The organism is Bacillus hominis (genome assembly GCF_018332515.1).
GTDB lineage: Bacteria > Bacillota > Bacilli > Bacillales > Bacillaceae_G > Bacillus_A > Bacillus_A hominis.
In genome coordinates this window covers 1-2,184 of sequence record NZ_BOQD01000398.1, presented here as the reverse complement: position 1 = coordinate 2,184, position 2,184 = coordinate 1, and the positions used below count along the sequence as shown (strand labels likewise).

2 protein-coding genes are annotated in these 2,184 nt (G+C 29.5%); both read left to right on the top strand.

All coding sequences use genetic code 11. From position 1 onward, the window contains the following. Positions 1 to 1,148 (top strand): RNaseH domain-containing protein (locus KI356_RS25620; protein ID WP_369009435.1); only part of this gene is annotated, 1,148 nt, incomplete at its 5' end. A 210-nt stretch (positions 1,149 to 1,358) separates the two neighbouring features. Continuing rightward, positions 1,359 to 2,126 (top strand): DUF3959 family protein, encoded by a 768-nt coding sequence (locus tag KI356_RS25615; protein WP_088078667.1) that lies wholly within the window; start codon positions 1,359 to 1,361, stop codon positions 2,124 to 2,126. Positions 2,127 to 2,184 lie beyond the last annotated feature (58 nt).

Sequence of the window (2,184 nt, the reverse complement as noted above, 5' to 3'; positions counted from 1 at the left end):
TAAAAATAGTAAGATATAACATTGAAAAAGTATTACAAAATCCATATAGAATGCAATATAGCCATAAAAACAAAAAGAAACTTGTAGAAGATGTTGTAAAAGCTGTACATGTTACGGCAGGTGAGCAAAATGAAATGAAATTAGCATTAATTGCAATAAAAAATTGTGATGGTCGCGAAAAAATTAATCCAAAGCAAGTCATTCGGGAAGGATTCGCTCGAACGCAACGTATTTCAGCATTTATTAATTTATTTATTGGACAAAGTGTATCTAAAAAAGAAATTATTAATGCCATTCTTAGTTTATTAGAACAAAAGGGGTTCTTAAAGCGTAGTTGGAATAAGATAAAATTACCGGGTGTAATTGTAAATTTATCAATTGAGAAAATGTCTAAATATGATTTCTTACCTATTTTTTCAAAAATAAATGGGAGAGAAATATTATATAAATTATATGGTCAAGAAGAATGGGGCACAATTGATCATACTTTATTAAATATAGGTAATAATAAAGTGTTTTTACCACAACCATCAAAAAGGAATGATATAGGAGTTCGTTTTAAACAATTTATGTCCGAAACATTAGTTGAAATTTCACAAGATGCACATAAACAAAATAAAGAAGTTTATTTTATTGTAGATGCAAATATGAGGAAATATTGGATAGAAGAATTGCAAAATAAAAACGTTAACATTGGGGTTTCACCTGAAATAATCTCAAATTTTAAAGAGGATATAAACATAATTAGAATTAATACTAACTCAGATGTACCGAACTATATTGTTAGAGACCAAGAATATATTATGGATGAAACGAGATTATTTGTAGATGAAATGGGAATTTACTATAGCACGGCTGCATACGAATTAAATTGTAATGAGATAGTACAACAGTACATACTCGAAGTTATCCCGTTTGGTGTGAAATCTGAAGAAAGAGAAGAAATCGCCAAAATGATACATTACATGTGCTGTAAATCAACCTTGCTCTCGGAACAAAATATTCATAATATGCATGTAATGCATATGGTTAAATTAATTAAAAGTTATACTACTGATATTGATTCAAGGGAGTTTAAAGAATTCAATGACGAATTAGATGAAGATGTAATAATTTTAGAAAAAGAAGATGCAATGATGTTAATATAAAAAATAGTATACAAATCCTGCTAATAATAATGAGCAGGATTTGTCATTTTTTCATGTAAATAAGGCTATCCTTTGTCATGTATCTTTTCTTTTACGTATTTACTTTATTTACATACAGGATTAAGATGTTTTTTAGAAATACAAAAACTACATCATATGGAAAAGCGATTTTTATTAATTGAAAAGAAAATTTGAAAGGAATGGGGAATTGTGAAGAAATTAGATGTATTATTAATGCTACTGAGCGGCCTCTTTCCAATTGCAGGAATGTTAAAGCAAATCCCTCTTGAACAATCTTTATATATTGGAGGACTTTTATTTTTTACTAGTTTCGGTAGTTACTTTGCGAAAAAGATATATTCACGTATATGTAGCTGGATAGCATATGCACCATTTATAACACTACTGTTAGTTATTTGGAATCAGGATATTTCAACAAGTGCTATAATAGCAAATGCCAAAATTGCCGCTTGTATCGCTTTAATACCTTGTATATTCCGCTTTCGTACATACGGGCTTACTTTAGGTTTATTCTCATTATGGGCCGCTTTATTATGGGATATAAAAGAAGTACAGTCGTTAGTCATACTTGAGCGTATGACGAGTTTAATGACAAGCAATTACGTATATCTTCTACTCTTGGTTGGAGGACTTATATTAGGTGGATTACTTGCGACGTTAATACATCGAAAAGAAAAAGATAATAAAGTTGAAAATACAAATATATTTAAACAAAAAAAGAAACGCAACAAGCCAACATTTAAAATTCGTATTCCTAGATTACCAAAGTTTAAGATAAAATTATTAAAGTTTGGTGGGAAATCTTCTAAACGAAAAACACCAGAAACAATTTATGAGCGTAATTATGATGAACCGGCTCAATCAAATCAAATGATAGAGCAAGAACCGCAATATAAAGTAGAAGCTATCCAAGGGCAAACAAGGATGGAACGTCGAAGAAATAGGCATAATGCATAATAAAATTAGTTAACCCCTTAATGATTTATCGTAGAATTGATTAATCATTAAGGGGTTT